General features: G+C 61.8%; 14 protein-coding genes. 4 read left to right on the forward strand and 10 right to left on the reverse strand.

The window, feature by feature from the left end; genetic code table 11:
* Positions 1-339 precede the first annotated feature (339 nt).
* From ABW043_RS06340 to greA, 5 genes are all read right to left on the reverse strand, one after another.
* Complete coding sequence (locus ABW043_RS06340; RefSeq protein ID WP_353920381.1) at positions 340-822, reverse strand: hypothetical protein; 483 nt, start codon at positions 820-822, stop codon at positions 340-342.
* Positions 823-855: 33 nt separating this feature from the next.
* On the reverse strand, positions 856-1563 hold the full coding sequence (locus tag ABW043_RS06345) for an HAD family hydrolase (RefSeq protein WP_353920382.1): 708 nt from the start codon (positions 1561-1563) through the stop codon (positions 856-858).
* A gap of 195 nt (positions 1564-1758) precedes the next feature.
* Positions 1759-2652, reverse strand: coding sequence for a LysR family transcriptional regulator (locus tag ABW043_RS06350; RefSeq protein ID WP_353920383.1), 894 nt, complete (start codon positions 2650-2652; stop codon positions 1759-1761).
* A 117-nt stretch (positions 2653-2769) separates the two neighbouring features.
* Positions 2770-3720, reverse strand: a complete 951-nt coding sequence (trxB, locus tag ABW043_RS06355) for a thioredoxin-disulfide reductase (protein ID WP_353920384.1) — start codon at positions 3718-3720, stop codon at positions 2770-2772.
* Between the two features lie 157 nt (positions 3721-3877).
* Positions 3878-4351, reverse strand: a complete 474-nt coding sequence (gene greA / locus ABW043_RS06360; protein WP_353920385.1) for a transcription elongation factor GreA — start codon at positions 4349-4351, stop codon at positions 3878-3880.
* A gap of 302 nt (positions 4352-4653) precedes the next feature.
* Between greA and ABW043_RS06365 the strand changes: the two genes are divergently transcribed.
* Positions 4654-5802 carry a PQQ-dependent sugar dehydrogenase gene (locus ABW043_RS06365; RefSeq protein WP_353920386.1) on the forward strand — a complete coding sequence of 383 codons (1149 nt, stop codon included), beginning with the start codon at positions 4654-4656 and terminating at the stop codon, positions 5800-5802.
* 1 nt (position 5803) lies between these two features.
* Here ABW043_RS06365 and ABW043_RS06370 read toward each other — a convergent pair whose 3' ends face one another.
* On the reverse strand, positions 5804-6373 hold the full coding sequence (locus ABW043_RS06370) for a TetR/AcrR family transcriptional regulator (protein ID WP_353920387.1): 570 nt from the start codon (positions 6371-6373) through the stop codon (positions 5804-5806).
* Positions 6374-6478: 105 nt separating this feature from the next.
* Between ABW043_RS06370 and ABW043_RS06375 the strand changes: the two genes are divergently transcribed.
* Positions 6479-6886 carry a nuclear transport factor 2 family protein gene (locus ABW043_RS06375; RefSeq protein ID WP_353920388.1) on the forward strand — a complete coding sequence of 136 codons (408 nt, stop codon included), beginning with the start codon at positions 6479-6481 and terminating at the stop codon, positions 6884-6886.
* A gap of 52 nt (positions 6887-6938) precedes the next feature.
* Here the strand turns inward: ABW043_RS06375 and ABW043_RS06380 are convergent, their stop codons facing one another.
* Entirely contained in the window at positions 6939-7148 is a 210-nt protein-coding gene (locus ABW043_RS06380; protein WP_035080396.1) for a cold-shock protein, read from the reverse strand.
* A gap of 506 nt (positions 7149-7654) precedes the next feature.
* Between ABW043_RS06380 and ABW043_RS06385 the strand changes: the two genes are divergently transcribed.
* Both ABW043_RS06385 and ltaE read left to right on the forward strand, forming a co-directional pair.
* Positions 7655-8632, forward strand: a complete 978-nt coding sequence (locus ABW043_RS06385; protein WP_353920389.1) for a class I SAM-dependent methyltransferase — start codon at positions 7655-7657, stop codon at positions 8630-8632.
* Between the two features lie 51 nt (positions 8633-8683).
* Positions 8684-9706, forward strand: a complete 1023-nt coding sequence (gene ltaE, locus ABW043_RS06390; RefSeq protein ID WP_353920390.1) for a low-specificity L-threonine aldolase — start codon at positions 8684-8686, stop codon at positions 9704-9706.
* Between the two features lie 35 nt (positions 9707-9741).
* On the opposite strand, the gene catB is transcribed toward ltaE, so the two are convergent.
* The 3 genes from catB to carB all read right to left on the reverse strand — a co-directional run bounded on the left by catB (position 9742) and on the right by carB (position 14294).
* A complete protein-coding gene (gene catB / locus ABW043_RS06395; protein ID WP_353920391.1) occupies positions 9742-10365 on the reverse strand; it encodes a type B chloramphenicol O-acetyltransferase in 624 nt (207 codons plus the stop codon).
* Between the two features lie 221 nt (positions 10366-10586).
* Positions 10587-11096 carry a hypothetical protein gene (locus tag ABW043_RS06400; RefSeq protein WP_353920392.1) on the reverse strand — a complete coding sequence of 170 codons (510 nt, stop codon included), beginning with the start codon at positions 11094-11096 and terminating at the stop codon, positions 10587-10589.
* 114 nt (positions 11097-11210) lie between these two features.
* The gene (carB, locus tag ABW043_RS06405; RefSeq protein WP_502908606.1) at positions 11211-14294 is read right to left on the reverse strand and encodes a carbamoyl-phosphate synthase large subunit; all 3084 of its coding nucleotides are present in this window, start codon (positions 14292-14294) and stop codon (positions 11211-11213) included.
* Between the last annotated feature and the right edge of the window lie 44 nt (positions 14295-14338).

Raw genomic sequence — 14338 nt, forward strand, 5'->3', positions numbered from 1 at the left:
CTGAAAAAACCACAAACGAATGGGACCGGGAAAGTCCGGTGGTCTGGCTTTCTAAGGCGCCGATTTGGTGGTTTTTGGAAAAGAAAAAGGCTTCGCCCGAGGGGAGAGCGAAGCCTTAGAGGGTCGGGCCGAAGCCCGTAGGAGGGAACGCAGCGCGATGCAAGGGAGGAGGAGAAACATTCGCGCTGTGATGTGCTCGATATATGGGCGCGATGCTCATTCGCCAACCAGGTGTCTGACATGTCAGATATGCGGTTCGCGCATGTCATGTGAAAATCATCAATGATTTCAACGCGAAGATGAGTCGGTGCGGCGGGCTGTCGCAGCCTGTTTTTTGATCTACAGGTCGAACGCACCTGCCAAAACGCTGCGCAGGGTCATTCCGTCGATGAGTTTTATGTCGTCGAGCTGCCAGGAATCGCTGCCGGTGGTGGCAGGAATCAGGACGAGGTAATCGGCGTAATTGGCATCGGGCGAGGTGGTGAAGCTGTAGCGAATCTCGACGAGGGTCTTTCCTGCGTCCTCGGAGAGATCGCCGACTTCGCAGCCGTCGGCGTAATCGGTCCAGCTACGCCAGGGGAGGCCATCGCCCAAGGGTGGTTTTTCATCAGGAGCGGCCGCCTGGATTTCGGCGTTCTTCGCTTCGGCCTCGGCCATGATCTTCGCGAGATCGGGCGTCAGGGCGGCTTCGACGGGTGACATATCGTCTTCAAGGCTGGCCTTGCAGAAGGTAGCGCCGAAACTTTCGGGCGTGGATTCGGCGCCGAAAGTTGTGCCGGGCAGCAGAAGGAGGGCGGCGAGCGCCAGCGCGGAAGTCTTCATGATGTTTCCCCCAATCACCAAGGTGAGGGGAGACTACACCGCGGCTTCAAATCCGGCGATGGCCGATTCGAGTTCGCCGAGATGGGCTATGCGAGCGTAGCGCGGATTGTTTTCGGGTTCGTCGGCGCGCTCGTAGGACCAGGTGAGGTCGTGGGGGACGTAGACGGCATAGGCACCGGCTTCGAGCGGGGGCAGGACGTCTGAGCGCAGCGAGTTGCCGGCCATGAGCGTGTGCTCTGGACCTTCGGTGTGGCGGGCAAAGATGCGGCGGTAGGTTTCGGCATTCTTGTCGGCGACGATTTCGATGGCGGCGAAATAATCCGCGAGGCCGGAGGCGGCGAGCTTTCGCTCCTGATCGAAGATGTCGCCCTTGGTAACGAGGATCAGGCGATAGCGATCCTGCAGGGTTTCGAGGGTCTGGTCGACATAGGGCAGGGTTTCGATGGGGTAGGTGAGCAGTTCGCGGCCGGCGGCGAGAATTTCGGCGATGACGGTGCCGGGGACGCGGTGATCGGTGACTTCGAGGGCGGTTTCGACCATAGAGAGGGCGAAGCCCTTCATGCCGAAGCCGTAGAACTGGAGGTTCTTCGTCACCGAGGCGATGAGGCGATCGGTGAGATCGGGCGCGTCGGTGTAGTCTTTTAGGAGTTCAGTGAAGCGCTGTTCGGTGAGGCGGAAGAACTGCTCGTTCTGCCAGAGCGTGTCATCGGCATCGAGGGCGATGGTGGTGATGCGGGGCATGGGGTGCTTTCCCGAACTGGCGCGGTTTGTGGGGAAGGCCCCCTCACCCGCCGGCTTCGCCGTCGACCTCTCCCCCCACGGGAGAGGTGAAGAGGTGGCCCGGGGTCGCGGAGCGACACCTCTCCCTTGGGGGAGAGGTCGGCCCGAAGGGGGTGAGGGGGCCTTCGAGCGGGACCGCCATTCGAGCGTAGCTCTCTAGAAGCTCCACTCTCTGGCCTTTGAGACCAAGAAATCACGAAAGACACCGACGCGCTTCGAATTCTTCAGGGCGGGTGGGTAGACGAAATAGGCTTCGTAGGCTGGAAGCTCGACTTCAGCGAGGACCTGGGTGAGGCCGTCTTCCTTTTCCGTCACATAGGCGGGGAGCATGGCGATGCCGATGCCGGCGCGGCAGGCCTGCATCATGCCGTAGATGGCGTTGACCTTAAGGACGGCGCGGCGCGGGCTCGATTCCGAGCGGCCCATGCGTTCGAGGAAGTTGATGTCGCCGAGGTAGGACGGGACGGGTTCGCCGAAGCTAATGATGCGGTGATTATCGAGGTCTTCGAGCGCCCGCGGCATGCCGTGCTCGTCGATATAGCCGTTGCTGGCATAGAAGTGGTTGTGGACGGTGAAGAGCTTTCGCTGGATCATTTCCGACTGGTTGGGTCGGTGCAAGCGGATGGCGACGTCGGCCTCGCGCATGGCGAGATCGAGCTCGGAGTCGTTGAGGCGAATTTCGAGCTGGATCAGCGGATAGAGTTTGAGGAACTCGTCGAGCCGCGAGGATAGCCAGGTTGAGCCGATGCCGACGGTGGTCGTGACGATGAGCGGGCCAGTTGGTTCGTCCTGGCTCTCGGACATCTGCGTTTCGACCTGCTGCAGCTCCCAGTGCATGCGGTGCGCTGTGCGGAAGAGCTGTTCGCCGACCTCGGTGAGAACCAGGCCGCGAGCGTGGCGGATGAAGAGTTTTAGCCCGAGGTCGTCCTCAAGGGCGGAAATCTGTCGGCTGACGGCCGACTGGCTCATGCCGAGTTTCTCGGCTGCGTGCGTGAAACTGCCCGACTCTGCGGCCGTGTGGAAAATCCGGAGCTTGTCCCAGTCGAGCATTTTTGTGACGCTTTCTCGTTGATGGTCAGCCAGTCAGCTGGACGCTGCCCGACTTAGCGAAAAGTCGGGCAGGCATTATGACGATGTTCCACTTTTCACAGAACATAAAGTCGCAGCCTATTCTGCCGCTTCGGCAAGTTCGTGTTCGGCAAGATAACGCTCGGCATCGAGCGCTGCCATGCAGCCCATGCCGGCGGCGGTGACCGCCTGGCGATAGACATCGTCGGTGACGTCGCCGGCGGCGAAGACGCCGGGAATATTGGTTTCGGTGGTACCCGGCTTGACCTGCAGGTAACCGCCGGCCTTCATGTCGAGCTTGCCCGAAAAGATCGAGGTGGCCGGAGCGTGGCCGATGGCGACAAAGACGCCGTCGATCTTCTGCTCATAAACGCGACCCGTCGAGTTGTCCTTGAGGGTGACCGCATTGACCGAGGGCGGCATGGCCGAGCCGCCGACTTCGACGACTTCGGTGTGCCAGCGCACTTCGACCTTGGGGTGCTTGAAAAGGCGCTGCTGCAGGATGCGTTCGGCGCGGAACTCGCCGCGGCGGTGCACCACGATCACCTTCTCGGCGAAATTGGTGAGGAAGAGGGCTTCTTCGACGGCCGTATTGCCGCCGCCGACCACGAGCACTTCCTTGCCGCGATAGAAGAAGCCATCGCAGGTGGCGCAGGCGGACACGCCAAAGCCCTGGAATTTCTGTTCGGACGGCAGGCCAAGCCACTTGGCCTGGGCGCCCGTCGCGATGATCAGCGAATCCGCAGTGTAGGTGTCGCCGCTGTCGCCGGTCAGCACGAAGGGACGGCGGTCGAAATCGACATGGGTGATGATGTCGTTGACCATCTTGGTCCCGACATGCTCGGCCTGGGCCTTCATCTGGTCCATGAGCCAGGGGCCCTGGATGACATCGGCAAAGCCGGGATAGTTCTCGACATCAGTCGTGATCGTGAGCTGACCACCGGGCTGAAGGCCTTGAATCATCACGGGTTCGAGCATGGCGCGTGCGGCATAGATGGCAGCCGTATAGCCAGCCGGACCGGAACCAATGATGATGACTTTCGCGTGCATCGCGACGCCTCTTCGACAATAAGGAAAATTCCCTCGGACCCTAATTAAGGGCCGAAGCGGATCGGTTTCAAGGCACTCATGACAACGGGCCCCCGTCGGGGCCCGCTATTGTGCCGGAAAGACACAGGATATTGGGTCTGTGCCCAAATTTTAGGCGTCAGATATACTTGATCTTGATGATCTCGTAGCTGCGCGCGCCGCCCGGAGCAGCGACTTCGAACGAATCGCCTTCGGCCTTGCCAATCATGGCGCGGGCGATGGGCGAGGAAATGGAGATGCGGCCGGCCGACGCGTCGGCTTCCGGATCACCCACGACCTGATAGGTCTTTTCTTCTTCGGTGTCCTCGTCGAGATAGGTCACCGTAGCGCCGAACTTTACGGACGAGCCGGAAAGCTTGCTGACATCGATGATGTCGGCGAGGGCCAGAATGGTCTCGAGTTCCTTGATGCGGCCCTCGTTGAGGCTCTGCTGTTCCTTGGCGGCAGAATACTCAGCGTTTTCAGACAGATCACCGTGAGCGCGCGCTTCGGCAATGGCGTCGATGATGCGACGGCGTTCATTGGCAGTGCGGTGCTCGAATTCGGCAGTCAGGGTCTTGTGGCCCTGTACGGTCATCGGGATCTTGTCCATGTCGTCTTGCCTCCAATGGGCTTCAGGCAAATGAATCCGGCGCGCCTTGGTCTTTCCCCCCGGAAAGGCCGCCGCGCGCCATGATAGGTTGTGGTTAGAGCGCAACCTGGCGGATGCTGCTCTGCATGATGTTCTCCGCCAAACGCCGTTCGGCCAACGCTTCACGATAAGTTTTGGGGGAGACGGGCGCCAACTTGCCCGCCCGACGCGTTGCGGTCAAGCGGGTGTGTTCGGAATGAGATATTCGCTTGTCCCACCTGTTCAAGGGTGCGGTCCGCAAAAGTCAGGAAAGGCAGGTCTTCGTGCAGAAATCTCTCTCCATTCTCCCGGTTCTCGTTTCGGGTTTGGTGCTGGCGACGGCGGTGCCGAGTTTTGCCCAGACAGTGGATAGTAGCGCGGGGCCACTGCACGCCACGGTGCTGGCCGAAGGGCTGGATCACCCCTGGGCGCTGGCTTTTCTGGGAGATGGACGGTTTCTCGTGACCGAGCGGAGCGGGAAGCTGGTGGTAGTCGAAAGCGGGGTGGTGAGCGGTTCTGTCGAGGGCGTACCGAACGTGGTTGCGCGGGGGCAGGGCGGTTTGCTCGACCTGGCGCTGGCGCCCGATTTTGAGACCAGCGGTCGCATCTATCTGACCTATGCCGAGCCGGCTGAGGATGCCGGTTTGCAGCGGGGGACGGGCACGGCGGTGATGGCGGCAAAGCTGGTGCTGACCAATGGCGGCGGGCGGCTGGAAGATCAGAAGGTGATCTTCCGCATGAACAATTTCGACAATTCGACGCGGCACTTTGGGTCGCGCATCGCCATTGCTGACGACGGCAATCTGTTCGTGACGCTGGGAGAGCGCGGCAGCATGGAGCGGGCGCAAGACCCGGAGGATCTGGCCGGCGGTATCGTTCGGATCGCGCCGGATGGCAGCGTGCCGGAGGACAATCCCAAGCCCGAAGGCTGGGCGCCGGAATTCTGGAGCATTGGCCATCGTAACCCGCAGGGCGCAACCATTCGTCCGGAGGACGGCAGGCTGTTCACGGTGGAGCACGGCGCGCGCGGCGGCGACGAGGTGAACATGCCGACGGCCGGGGACAACTTTGGGTGGCCCATCATTACCTATGGCGTCGACTATTCAGGTGTTTCCATTGGCGAAGGCACCGAGAAGGAAGGGCTGGAGCAGCCGATCTACTATTGGGATCCGTCCATCTCGCCGTCGGGGCTCGACTTTTACGAGGGCAGCCTGATTTCGGGCTGGCAAGGCGATCTGCTGGTTGGCGGGTTGAGCGGCAATGTGCTGGTGCGGCTCGACATGGACGGCGACACTGTCGCCGGCGAGGAGCGGTTGTTCGAAGGTCAGTTGGGTCGTATTCGCGACGTCCGGGTTGGCGCCGATGGGGCGGTCTATCTGCTGACGGACGAAGATAACGGCCGGCTGATCCGCGTGGCGCCGGAAGGCAAGTAAGTCAGGCTTTTACTGATTGCCAGGCGGCCGTGGCGAAGACGGCAGCAATGCGCTGGGCTGCGTCCGGCGGCGTCGGCGCAGCGCTGCGAAGGTAGCTGTAGGCGGGGCCCAGCATGAGCGCGTGGGCAACGGGAAAGGGGAGCTTTTTCACCGCTCCCGTTGCCTGCATCTCGGCAAAGGCTGCGGCTGCCGTGTCATGACCTGAGGCCAGGAAGGCGCGGAGGTCTTTCAGTTCATCGTCAAGCGGGGCGAGGCTTCGCAACTCGTCGAGAAGTCGCGATTGATCCGGATGGGCGAGACCCCAGATGACGAGACCGGATACGGAAGCCTTGATGCGCTCTTCCGCTGAGGCGGTTGGGGAGGGTGCGAATTCGGCCCACCCGGCAATGGCTTGCCGGAACAGCGCCTCGGCGATGGCGCCCTTGCCGGAAAAGAAGTGGTAGATGCTGCCCGTGCTGGCGCCGCTCTTCTGGCGGATCTGCGCGATGGATGTGGCTCGATAGCCATGCTCCAGAAAGCAGGCGAGGGCGGCATCGAGAATGGCGCGGCGGCGATCGGGAATCTCATTCATTAAAAGAGACTAGACCAAATTAGAACGCCGTTCTAGGTTGTGACTAGAACGATGTTCTAGTGGAGGCTGCTCGGCGGGTTCGGCAGTCATTTTGGAGGTCTTGAGATGTCGGGCAATATCGATCTGGTTAAGCGTTACGTCGCGGCCGTCGAGCGTTTCGATCTCGATGAGGTTGAGAAGCTGATCGACGGAGGGATGACGTTTGAAGAGCTGCCCAACCGCATTCGTCCGGCCGGAGGGACGGATGATCATGCGGCGATCCTGGCGGGACTGGCGCGGGCGGGGGAGCGCAAGGTGCTTTCTTCGCAAACCTACGCGCTCGGCGACATAATCGAGGCCGGCGACCGCGTGATCGTGGAGGGGCGCTGGGAGGGGACGATGGCGGTGCCCGTCGGGCGGCTGCAGGTGGGCGACAAGATGGTCGCGCATCTGTGCATGATCTTTGGCATCCGGGACGGCAAGATTGCCTGGCAGCGCAACTATGACTGTTACGAAGACTTCTCGGCAAAGTAAAAGGCGCGCCCGGCATGCGGACGCGCCCGACAATTAAGTCCTGATCGGTGGCTTAGCTGGCCGTCAGGTTATCGGCTGCCGACTTGCCAGTCCGCTTGTCCTTGACGATCTCGTAGGAGACCTTCTGACCTTCATCCAAGCCGTTCAGGCCCGAACGCTGGACGGCAGAGATGTGGACGAAAACGTCGGCCCCACCTTCATCCGGCTGAATAAAACCATAACCTTTTTGGCCATTGAACCACTTAACGGTGCCCGTTGCCATGATGCGCGTTCCCTCGTGCAGTCTGCAATAAGACCCCGATCGATGCACCCGATCAGGAATCTCAACTATATCGAATTGTCGGAAAGTGACGTCTGCATAGGCGAATGGCAATTCGCGTTAAATGATCAGTCGGCCGCAATATTCGATCTGTTCACCGTAGCGTGAAACGCTTTCCACATCAATATGCGCTTTTTCCAGCACAAAGCGCCCGGCAGAATTCTATTTCTGCCAGGTGTCGAACAAGGTCACGACCGCAACGTTTCGGTGCCCGAGTGAGGCCGAAACAAAAACGCAAGGCGGGCCGGTGATTCCACCGGGGCGACTCCTGCGCAAGGAGCATATTGCTCCTGTATTATGTCCAAGAGTGTAACGCAGCATGACAGGGAGAAAAACCCTTCATGGCGATGTCACGCAGATGTTCAGCGTTTTTTCTTGCCAATTCACCGGTTTTCCGGCAAATCCCGCCCGCCGCGCACTGGGCGCGCTTCCTCGAAAGTCATGTCGTCTTGACCAAGGCGTTTTACTCTTCCGGCGATGTCATTGCCGACCGGCGCGCGGATTATGCCCGCATGCTGGCCGAAGGTGGTGACCACGCCGCCGCAGCCGAACTGATGGACCAGGCGCTCGAAATCGTGCCGGAATGGGCCGCGGGCTGGGACTTGCTCGGCAGCTATCATGAAAAGACCGGAAATGTTGCGGGGGCGATATCGGCCTGGCGGCGGCTCGAGGCGCTTGATGACGATGGTGTTTTTGGCGCGCGGCTGAAGCTGGCGGCGCACAATGCAGGTGCGGCGGGCGAGGGCACGGCGGTGAGCTATGTCGAAGCGCTGTTCGACCAATATGCACCGCAGTTTGAAGACTCTCTCGTCGGCAAGCTCGGCTATCGCGTGCCGGAAATGCTTGATGCGCTCGTGGTCGAGGAAATGGCGGCGCTGGGGATCGAGCGCTTTGCCAAGGCGATCGACCTTGGCTGTGGCACGGGCCTGATGGGCGAGAAGCTGCGCGAGAAGGTTGTGTTTCTCGAAGGCGTCGATATTTCGTCTGCGATGATCGCCGAGACGGCCCGCAAGGGCATCTATGACAATCTGCAGAAGGCCGAGCTTGTCGCGGCGCTGAATGCGCGTCGGGCCGAGGCCGACCTGATGACGGCGGCGGATGTGTTCATCTATTGCGGCGACCTGCAGCCGGTGCTGGCCGCGCTGGTGCCGGCGCTGAAGCCGGGTGGGCTCGTTGCCTTTTCGCTCGAGGCCCATGACGGGGAAGAGGCGATCTTCCTGCGACCTAGCCTGCGCTATGCGCATGGTGTGGCGGCGACGCGGGATGCGCTGGTGGTGGCGGGCCTAGAAGTGCTGCGGTTTGAGACGGCTACCTTGCGGCAGGATCGCGGCGCGCCGATCACCGGCATTCTGGTGCTGGCACGCAAGCCGGCTGTCGAGCTGACGGCCGCCAATGACAGTGCTTCGGGCGGGCACGTCGCGGCCTAGCCAAACCCTTTTGGGCAAGGCACAAAGAGGCTTCTTATTGGAGGCCTTTTCATGAATACGATCCGCCACGATTTTCGCTCCGATACGGTGACGCGGCCGAGCGCCGGCATGCGTGCGGCTATGGCTGCGGCCGAGGTCGGGGACGATGTGTTCGGCGATGATCCGACGGTCAATCTGCTGGAGCAGAAGATGGCCGGGCTTCTCAAGAAGGAAGCGGCAATCTTCGTGCCGTCGGGGACGCAGTCGAACCTTTTGGCGCTGATGAGCCATTGCGGGCGCGGCGATGAATTCCTCGCCGGGCAGAATGCGCATTGCTACAAGTATGAAGCGGGCGGGGCGGCGGTGCTGGGCTCGATCCAGCCGCAGCCGATTGCGCATCGGGCCGACGGCACGATGGACCCGAGGGAAATCGAGGCGGCGATCAAGGGACCGGGCGATAGCCACTTCGCGGTTACGCGGGTGATTGCGCTTGAGAATACATTTGGCGGCCGGGTGCTGCCGGTCGAATACATGCTTGAGGTGGCGGGGATCGCCAGGAAGCATGGGCTTGGGCTGCATCTCGATGGGGCGCGGGCGTTCAATGCCACGGTGCAGATGGGCATGGATATTGCCGAGTTCACGGCGCCGTTCGATAGCGTTTCGATTTGTCTTTCCAAGGGGTTGGGCGCGCCGGTTGGTTCGGTTCTGGTAGGACGGGCTGATCTGATCGAGACGGCGCGGCGCCATCGCAAGATGCTGGGTGGCGGTATGCGGCAGGCGGGGATTCTCGCCGCGGCGGGGCTTTATGCGATTGAGAACAATGTTGCGCGGCTGGCGGATGATCACGGCCGTGCGAAGCGGCTGGCAGAGGGCCTGGGTCGGCACAAGGGGCTGAGCGTCGTCGCGCCGGACACCAATATTTTGTGGGTCGAGGCGGAGGCCGAATTGGGCGATCGGCTGACCGCTTATCTCGGAGAGAATGGGGTGGGGATCACCGGGCGCTACGGGCAGCAGCGGTGGGTTACGCATCTCGATGTCACCGATGAAGACGTCGAGGGGGCCTTGGCGCTGGTCGACAAGTTCTTCGCGAATTGAAGTGAAGCGCCCGGGGAGACCCGGGCGCTTCGTTTTTAGGCGTGCTTCCAGAAAGCGTGGAGGCCTTTTATGTCGGCCGAGGTGAGGAGCGGCATGGCGGCTGAGAGTTGGTCCACGGGCCAATCCCACCATTGCATTTCGAGCAGCAGCGCTACGTCGCCATCGGCAAAACGCTTGCGGATGGGTTTGGCAGGGTTGCCGCCGACGATGGTGTAGGGCTCGACATCCTTGGTCACCAAGGCGCGGGTGCCGAGGACGGCGCCGTGGCCGATCTTGATGCCGGGCATGATGATGACTTCCGAACCGATCCAGACGTCATTGCCGATGACCGTATCGCCGGCGGGCTGGAAGGCGTTGTTGGCGCTAGCAAATTCCGGAGATTCAGGGACGAAGGCGAAGGGGAAGGTGCTGACCCAGTCGTTCCGGTGGCCCTGATTGCCCGCCATGATGAAGGCGGCGCCGGAGCCGATGGAGCAGAAGGCGCCGATGAGAAGGCGGTCGACGCCGGGCTCGGTCATCAGGTAACGGGCGCAGTCATCGAAGCTGTGGCCGTGATAGTAGCCGGAATAGTAGCTGTAGCGACCGACGACGATGTTGGGATTGGTGACCTGCTGATCGAGCGGGATGCCGAGGAACGGGCTTTCGAAATAGTTGGACATGATTGTTCCATGAAGGTGCGCTGCCCTTTTTGGGGCGCGATGTCTGCAGACTGTTTGGGGAACCGGCGGGCGCGCAGCATCAGGCGCCGGCGCGCTGGCCGGTTGAAAGGCGTTCCCTCGGCGCGTGTCAGGCGCGCAGGAACGCTATGGAGCTGCTTCGGTCTGCCAACTTCATGGTGCGCTTTTGGTAGCGCATGAAGACGTGCCAGTCGAGGGGCGGGCTACTTCGCCGCTAGCTCGGCGCAGTATCCGGCGAAATCGAGCGTCAGCATGAGCTCACGGGGATAGGCGATGGTGACCTGGCTCTGCTTGGTGCCGACGCCTTGGTAGAAGGCAATCAGGTCGGCCTCCTCGAAGGTCAGGTTGACGCCGTCATCTTCAGGAAAAACGTCTGGTCGAGGCGCTGTCGACAAGGTCAGGGGCGCTAGAATATCGCGGGCCACGGCCGGGCTCATGATGGCGGTGAAAGTGGCAAATTTCCCGTCACAGAAGACGAAATACGACAACGGCATATCTGCCGCCGTGGCGAGGGCGGTTACCGCGTCGCTCACGAAGTTCGGGGGAAGGTCTTTGGTGAGGTCGCGGAGAGGGCCGTAGATGGCCTCGATGGCGGGGCGGGCCTCTTCGATCGGCATGCCATCGAGTGCTGCCTGATGGAGGTTGAAGTTTGTTTCCTGCGCCAGGGCGGGGCTCAAAAGGGTCAGGCCGACCAGAGACAAGAGCAAGCGCATCGGAAGTCTCCATCATGGATTGGAGAAGTCTAGGCTGGCCTGTCTGAACGCACAATGAGTGGCGGTTCTGTGTAGGGATGCCCTCCCCATGTCGGGGAGGGCAGATGCTTGACGTCAGGCCGCGAAGTATTCCTGCAGGGCGCGGACCTGGAGGCCGCCCTGGCGGAGGGCGACGATGCCTTCGACAGCGGCGAGGGCGCCGTCGATGGTCGTGTAGTAGGGGATCTTGGCCAGAAGCGCGGTGCGGCGGATGTCGCGGCTGTCGGAGATCGACTTGAGGCCATCCGTTGTGTTGATCACGAGCTGCACGCCGCCGTTCTTCATCGAGTCGACGATGTGCGGACGGCCTTCGAGCACCTTGTTGATCTTGGTCGCGGGGACGTTGTTGTCGACGAGATAGCGCTGGGTGCCGCCGGTGGCGAGGATTTCGAAGCCGGCTTCGACGAGATGGCGGGCCATGTCGACGATGTACTGCTTGTCGTCATCGCGAACCGAGATGAACGCCTTGCCGGAGGTCGGGACCTTCTGGCCGGCGCCCATCTGGGACTTGGCGAAGGCGATGGCGAAATCGAGGTCGAGGCCGATGACTTCGCCGGTCGACTTCATTTCAGGGCCGAGAACAGTATCGACGCCAGGGAAGCGGTTGAACGGGAAAACGGCTTCCTTGACGGCGATGTGCTTGAGCTTCTTCTCGACCAGATTGAAGCTGGCAAGGCTTTCGCCGGCCATGATGCGCGAGGCGATCTTGGCGATGGGCTCGCCGATGACCTTGGCCACGAAGGGCACCGTGCGCGAGGCGCGCGGGTTCACTTCGATGAGGTAGATCGTGTCGTCCTTGTAAGCGTACTGGACGTTCATCAGGCCGCCGACCTTGAGGGCGAAAGCGAGTTCGCGGGTCTGGCGCTTGAGCTCTTCGATGACTGCGGGCGAGAGGCTGCGCGGGGGCAGGGAGCAGGCAGAGTCGCCGGAGTGAATGCCGGCTTCTTCGATGTGCTCCATGATGCCGGCGACGAACACGTCCTTGCCATCGCAGAGGGCGTCGACGTCGATTTCGATGGCGCCGGAGAGGTAGGCATCGAACAGCAGCGGGTTGTCGGAGAGGACAGAATTGATCTGGCCGGTCCGGTCATTGGGATAGCGCTGCAGGATATCGGGCGGCACGAGGCCGGTCAGGGTATCCTGAATGTAACGCTCGAACTCGCTCGCGCTGTGCACGATGGCCATGGCGCGGCCGCCGAGGACGTAGGACGGGCGGATGACCAGCGGATAGCCGAGACGCTCGGCGACAAGACGAGACTGTTCAAGGCTGTAGGCGATGCCGTTCTTGGGCTGAGTCAACTCGAGACGGTTGAGCAGCTTCATGAACAGGTCGCGGTCTTCGGCGAGGTCGATCGCGTCGGGCTGGGTGCCGAGGATCGGCACACCAGCCTTCTGCACGGCTTCGGCGAGGTTCAGCGGGGTCTGGCCGCCGAACTGCACGATGACGCCGTGGAGGGTGCCGTTCTGCTTTTCGGTCAGCAGGATTTCGATGACGTCTTCTTCGGTGAGCGGCTCGAAATAGAGGCGATCCGAAGTGTCGTAGTCGGTCGAAACCGTTTCCGGGTTGCAGTTGATCATGATGGTTTCGTAGCCGGCGTCAGCCAGCGCGAAAGCCGCATGGCAGCAGCAATAATCGAACTCGATACCCTGGCCGATACGGTTGGGGCCGCCGCCGAGGATGACGACCTTCTTGCGGTCGGACGGGCGCGCTTCGTCGTCGACCTTGCCGGCGAAGGGGGTTTCGTAGGTCGAGTACATATAGGCGGTGGGCGAGGCGAACTCGGCCGCGGAGGTGTCGATGCGCTTGTAGGCGGGGCGCACTTCGAGGCTGTGGCGCAGCTTGCGGACGTCGGAGGTTTTCAGGCCAGCGAGCTGGGCAAGGCGGGCGTCGGAGAAGCCCATGGACTTGAGCTGGCGTAGGTTGGCGGCGTCCTGGGGAAGGCCGAACTGCTTGACCTTGGCTTCGGTGTCGACGATGCCGCGCATCTGCTCGAGGAACCAAGGGTCGATCTTGCAGGCCTCAAAAATCTCTTCGTTGGAGAGGCCGAGGCGCATGGCCTCGGCGACGTGGAGGAGACGGTTGGGCGTCGGGGTGCCGAGGGCTGCCTTGATGGCGTTCTTGTCTTCGCCTTCGCCGAGGCCCGGGATGCCGATCTCGTTGAGGCCGGTGAGGCCGGTTTCGAGCGAGCGGAGGGCCTTCTGCAGCGATTCCTGGAAGGTGCGGCCGATGGCCATAGCTTCGCCGACCGACTTCATGGAGGTGGTCAGGCGGTTGTCGGCGCCGGGGAATTTTTCGAAGGCGAAACGCGGGATCTTGGTAACGACATAGTCAATGGTCGGCTCGAACGAAGCCGGGGTGGCGCCGCCGGTGATGTCGTTTTCGAGTTCATCGAGCGTGTAGCCGACAGCGAGGCGGGCGGCGACCTTGGCGATCGGGAAGCCGGTGGCCTTGGAGGCGAGCGCCGAGGAGCGCGAGACGCGCGGGTTCATTTCGATGACGACCATGCGGCCATCGGCAGGGTTGATGCCGAACTGGACGTTGGAGCCGCCGGTTTCGACGCCGATCTCGCGCAGGACCGCCAGCGAGGCGTCGCGCATGATCTGGTATTCCTTGTCGGTCAGCGTCAGGGCCGGCGCGACAGTGATGGAATCGCCGGTATGGACGCCCATCGGATCGATATTCTCGATGGAGCAGATGATGATGCAGTTGTCGTTCTTGTCGCGAACGACTTCCATTTCGTATTCTTTCCAGCCGAGCACGCTTTCCTCGACCAGCACTTCATTGGTCGGGCTGGCATCGACGCCGCTTTCGACGATGGCGAGATATTCCTCGCGATTATAGGCAATGCCGCCGCCGGTAATGTCGTTATCGAGCTCATCGAGCGTGTAGCCGACGGCCAGGCGCGCTGCGACCTTGGCAATTGGGAAACCGGTGGCCTTGGAGGCCAGGGCCGACGAGCGCGAGACGCGCGGGTTCATTTCGATGACGACCATGCGGCCATCGGCAGGATTGATGCCGAACTGCACGTTGGAGCCGCCGGTTTCGACGCCGATCTCGCGCAGCACCGCCAGCGAGGCGTCGCGCATGATCTGGTATTCCTTGTCGGTCAGCGTCAGGGCCGGGGCGACGGTGATCGAGTCGCCGGTATGGACGCCCATCGGGTCGATGTTTTCGATCGAGCAAATGATGATGCAGTTGTCCT

The sequence above is a fragment of the Devosia sp. genome (assembly GCF_040509215.1).
In the GTDB taxonomy this organism is placed as follows: Bacteria; Pseudomonadota; Alphaproteobacteria; order Rhizobiales; family Devosiaceae; genus Devosia.

What these genes read in the sequence shown, in the direction of transcription:
- ABW043_RS06340 (WP_353920381.1), bottom strand. Translation starts at nt 822, where the DNA reads ATGAAGACTTCCGCGCTGGCGCTCGCCGCCCTCCTTCTGCTGCCCGGC.
- ABW043_RS06345 (WP_353920382.1), bottom strand. Translation starts at nt 1,563, where the DNA reads ATGCCCCGCATCACCACCATCGCCCTCGATGCCGATGACACGCTCTGG.
- ABW043_RS06350 (WP_353920383.1), bottom strand. Translation starts at nt 2,652, where the DNA reads ATGCTCGACTGGGACAAGCTCCGGATTTTCCACACGGCCGCAGAGTCG.
- trxB (WP_353920384.1), bottom strand. Translation starts at nt 3,720, where the DNA reads ATGCACGCGAAAGTCATCATCATTGGTTCCGGTCCGGCTGGCTATACG.
- greA (WP_353920385.1), bottom strand. Translation starts at nt 4,351, where the DNA reads ATGGACAAGATCCCGATGACCGTACAGGGCCACAAGACCCTGACTGCC.
- ABW043_RS06370 (WP_353920387.1), bottom strand. Translation starts at nt 6,373, where the DNA reads ATGAATGAGATTCCCGATCGCCGCCGCGCCATTCTCGATGCCGCCCTC.
- ABW043_RS06375 (WP_353920388.1), top strand. Translation starts at nt 6,479, where the DNA reads ATGTCGGGCAATATCGATCTGGTTAAGCGTTACGTCGCGGCCGTCGAG.
- ABW043_RS06380 (WP_035080396.1), bottom strand. Translation starts at nt 7,148, where the DNA reads ATGGCAACGGGCACCGTTAAGTGGTTCAATGGCCAAAAAGGTTATGGT.
- ltaE (WP_353920390.1), top strand. Translation starts at nt 8,684, where the DNA reads ATGAATACGATCCGCCACGATTTTCGCTCCGATACGGTGACGCGGCCG.
- catB (WP_353920391.1), bottom strand. Translation starts at nt 10,365, where the DNA reads ATGTCCAACTATTTCGAAAGCCCGTTCCTCGGCATCCCGCTCGATCAG.
- ABW043_RS06400 (WP_353920392.1), bottom strand. Translation starts at nt 11,096, where the DNA reads ATGCGCTTGCTCTTGTCTCTGGTCGGCCTGACCCTTTTGAGCCCCGCC.
- carB (WP_502908606.1), bottom strand. Translation starts at nt 14,294, where the DNA reads ATGGGCGTCCATACCGGCGACTCGATCACCGTCGCCCCGGCCCTGACG.